The sequence below is a fragment of the Leptospira soteropolitanensis genome (genome assembly GCF_026151655.1).
In the GTDB taxonomy this organism is placed as follows: domain Bacteria; phylum Spirochaetota; class Leptospiria; order Leptospirales; family Leptospiraceae; genus Leptospira_A; species Leptospira_A soteropolitanensis.
The window spans coordinates 1-3,396 of sequence record NZ_JAMQPN010000030.1 but is presented as its reverse complement, the minus strand read 5'-3'; the positions used below and the strand labels follow the sequence as shown (position 1 = coordinate 3,396).

The window sequence follows — 3,396 nt, the reverse complement described above, 5'->3', positions numbered from 1 at the left end:
GCCTTGCTTTCGCAAGCTACGTGCCAGTCCCTAACGTCCCGTTACCGGGACTCAGGGTCGGACAACTTCGGTAAGTCTAGTTCGTTATGCGCAATAACGCAAAAATGAACACTATTCGCCAATATTCAGAACATTATAACTCTACATTTAGTCAAATATAACAGAAGTAATAAATTTCTTTTCAAACAAAAGATAAGTTGGAAAGTAACAAAAGATGGCTATTCAAATTAAAGACACACCTACTCTAAAGGGCCATGATGCCGATTTCTTCTTTGAGTCCCTAGATAAAAATGAGACAAAAAAAATTGATAATCAAGAAATTGTCAAAATTCAAGAAAGCTACAAAAAAATCTCTGACCTATTAGATAAGTAGTAGTTGATGGATTGGGAAAATATCCGTCTTTATAGACTAGATACTAATAAATCTATTTTACCCTTCGATTGTGGTGATTCAGATCTAAATGAATTTCTACTAAATGACGCTTTAATATACACTCAAAGTTTAATTGCTGTTACGTATATCTTTGAAAATACAAAAAATCAGAATACAGTAGCATTTTTCAGCGTTATCAATGATAAAATATCTGCCGAACAGACGAATAATTCTGGATGGAAAAAATTTAGAAAATCTATACCTGAAAAAAAAAGATTTAAAAGTTATCCAGCAGTTAAAATCGGAAGATTAGGCGTTGCCATTCAATATCAAAAGCAAGGTTTAGGATCGGATATTCTAAACTATATCAAAGGTATATTTCTAGATTCTAATAAAACTGGCTGTCGATTTGTTACTGTTGATGCATATAATAACAAAGAGACTCTCAGCTTCTATGAAAAAAATGGATTTATTTACCTTACTCAATCAGATACAAATGAAGACACAAGACTAATGTATTTTGATTTAATTACTATCGTATAATGCGTTTCTGCGCATAACAGCGACTTACCGCTACGCTTCGGCACGAGGCCTCGCTCGGCCTACGGCAAATTCCCTTTCTGTCACTCGCTCGCATACGCAAGCTACGTGCCAGTCCCTAACGTCCCTTCGGGACTCAGGGTCAGGGAACTTCGGTAAGTCTAGTTCGTTATACGCAATTTCGAAAAACAAATTAACTATGGAACAATTTGAATATTTTTTTTATAAAAACGGAAAAGGAAATTTTTTCCAGAAAGAAGATTTTTTTCAATTCTATCCGGGACTATATGTAGGTTTTAATGATCTTCCAAAATCTGTAGAATCTATGGATAAGCTTGAATCAGAATATATCGAAAATAGAAGTAAAGGTGAGAATGAATTTTTCAAAAATAAAAAATCAAACGATGATGACTTAATTGCATGGTTACTATATATAGATCGTAGAGAGAAAAAGAATTTAGTCGTTTTTGATTCGCTATTTATATATTTTTATGAAATAACAAATGACCTTTTTATAATTAGAGAGAATCCATTACTTTTTGAATTAAAAAAACTTATTCAAAGCCAAAAAAGTAACATTAAAAATCTTTATATTTTCAAAATAGATCCTACACTTAATATAGAAGAAAAGTATAAATTTTTACCCGTAAAACTCTTGAATAAAATTCCGAGAACTAGATTATACGCGCCTATCAATTCTATTGCAGTATATCAATATCTTAACCAAGGAACATGTAGACCATTCGCCAAAATTGGTAAAACCGAAAATAGAAAATTACTCAATAATCCAAATATTGAAAATAACCGTTTAAAGCAAAAATTACCATATTCCAATGATTATGAAACTGATTTTGGAGTATTTATACGTTGCTATTTCAATACAATCTTGGGAAGAAAACCAAATTTAATGGATTTGAAATCAGGACTAAACGACACTGACCTCATTCTATTCACAATCTCAACTTTTAATCCTTCAATGATGGAAACAGCATGTTTTTATTTTTGTATGGATATAGGTTTGCTCCCTGAATCCGTGAACGCCAATTCACTCGATTATGTTGATATTCGATCATTTCCATTGAAAAGTTATGACGAAATTTTCAAAAAATTCAAAGAGAGTGAAATTCTTCTCACAGAAAGAATAAAAGAAAAATTTGTCAAAAATAATCTAATAGAATTTCAATGTAAAGCATATGGATTTTCACCAACTTCATCCAATAAAGAAGAATTGATTCATTTTCTTCCCCGAAAGAAGTCTCAAAAAGAGTTTAATACAATAGGAATTCAAGAATTAGTAATGTCAGAAAAAAATTTTCCATATTTATATAAATATGTGCAAATACAGATCAGTAGAGTATTCGGCGAAAATTTGTAATCATGACCAATCGAAACTGCGTATAACAGCACCTTCCCGCTACGCTTCGGCACAAGGCCTCGCTCGGGCTACGCCAAATTGTCCTCCTGTCACTCGCTCGCATACGCAAGCTACGTGCCAGTCCCTAACGTCCCAGTCGGGACTCAGGGTCGGACAACTTCGGGAAGGCTAGTTCGTTATACGAAAGTCAGCAAATGTATGTCTCAGGACATCTGCAAAGCTGAAAAAAATCTAGAGATTTCAGACTTGACAAAGCCAAAATATATATACTAGAATGTATATATGAATCGTGCCAAATTATTTAAAAACGGTGATAGTCAAGCGGTTAGACTTCCAAAAGAATTTCGTTTCAAAGGTAAAGAAGTCTACATAAGAAAAGACGGTAATTGCGTCATTATATCTCCGATCGACGATGCCGTTGATAGATTATGGAAATCTCTCAACGATTTTTCTGATGATTTTAACATTGAAAGAAATCAACCGAAAACTTTTGATAAGCGAAATTCGATATGAATCAGTATTTGTTAGATACAAATATTTGCATTTATATCATAAATCAAAAACCTGAAGCAGTTTATCAAAAATTCAAAAAGATAAGCCTAGATAACATATTCATTTCTGCTATCTCTGAGTTTGAACTCAAATATGGCGTTGAAAAAAGTCAAAAATCAGAACAAAATCAAAAAACTCTTAATGAATTTCTGGGATTTCTAAACATTATCCCCTTCGACTCAGAATCTGCTTCTATAGCTGGATCAATAAGAACAAAACTAGAAAAAAAGGGAGAAATTATAGGCCCTTATGACTTACTCATTGCTTCTCAAGCTATCGCAAATGATATTATACTAGTTACAAATAATGAAAAAGAATTTAAGAGAATTAAAGAACTTAAAATCGAAAATTGGATCAACTAGAATGCTGACCTTCGTATAACAGCGACTAACCGCTTCACTTCGGGACTGGCGCCCTCGTTCGGTCTACGACACATAGGCTTTTGGCACTCCTCTTGCTTACGCAAGCGTCGTGCCAATCCCTAACGTCCCGTTCGGGACTCAGGGTCAGCCTACGTCGGTTAGTCTAGTTCGTTATGCGTAATGTTTTAAAAAAA

At 33.6% G+C, this 3,396-nt stretch carries 5 protein-coding genes; all 5 read left to right on the top strand.

The features are described 5' to 3' along the window. Positions 1-214: 214 nt before the first annotated feature. The 5 genes from ND811_RS18940 to vapC all read left to right on the top strand — a co-directional run bounded on the left by ND811_RS18940 (position 215) and on the right by vapC (position 3,202). On the top strand, positions 215-373 hold the full coding sequence (locus ND811_RS18940) for a hypothetical protein (RefSeq protein WP_265353532.1): 159 nt from the start codon (positions 215-217) through the stop codon (positions 371-373). 6 nt (positions 374-379) lie between these two features. Beyond that, entirely contained in the window at positions 380-916 is a 537-nt protein-coding gene (locus ND811_RS18935) for a GNAT family N-acetyltransferase (RefSeq protein ID WP_265353531.1), read from the top strand. A 196-nt stretch (positions 917-1,112) separates the two neighbouring features. Continuing rightward, positions 1,113-2,288: a hypothetical protein gene (locus ND811_RS18930; protein ID WP_265353530.1), complete on the top strand. Its 1,176-nt coding sequence runs from the start codon at positions 1,113-1,115 to the stop codon at positions 2,286-2,288. Between the two features lie 282 nt (positions 2,289-2,570). Further along, the gene (vapB, locus tag ND811_RS18925) at positions 2,571-2,801 is read left to right on the top strand and encodes a type II toxin-antitoxin system antitoxin VapB (protein WP_100729144.1); all 231 of its coding nucleotides are present in this window, start codon (positions 2,571-2,573) and stop codon (positions 2,799-2,801) included. Beyond that, the gene (gene vapC, locus ND811_RS18920) at positions 2,798-3,202 is read left to right on the top strand and encodes a type II toxin-antitoxin system tRNA(fMet)-specific endonuclease VapC (RefSeq protein WP_265353528.1); all 405 of its coding nucleotides are present in this window, start codon (positions 2,798-2,800) and stop codon (positions 3,200-3,202) included. Before vapB ends, vapC begins: the two co-directional genes overlap by 4 nt. Positions 3,203-3,396: the final 194 nt, after the last annotated feature.

Coding starts and splice junctions, on each gene's coding strand:
- ND811_RS18940 (WP_265353532.1), top strand. CDS start 215: ATGGCTATTCAAATTAAAGACACACCTACTCTAAAGGGCCATGATGCC.
- ND811_RS18935 (WP_265353531.1), top strand. CDS start 380: ATGGATTGGGAAAATATCCGTCTTTATAGACTAGATACTAATAAATCT.
- ND811_RS18930 (WP_265353530.1), top strand. CDS start 1,113: ATGGAACAATTTGAATATTTTTTTTATAAAAACGGAAAAGGAAATTTT.
- vapB (WP_100729144.1), top strand. CDS start 2,571: ATGAATCGTGCCAAATTATTTAAAAACGGTGATAGTCAAGCGGTTAGA.
- vapC (WP_265353528.1), top strand. CDS start 2,798: ATGAATCAGTATTTGTTAGATACAAATATTTGCATTTATATCATAAAT.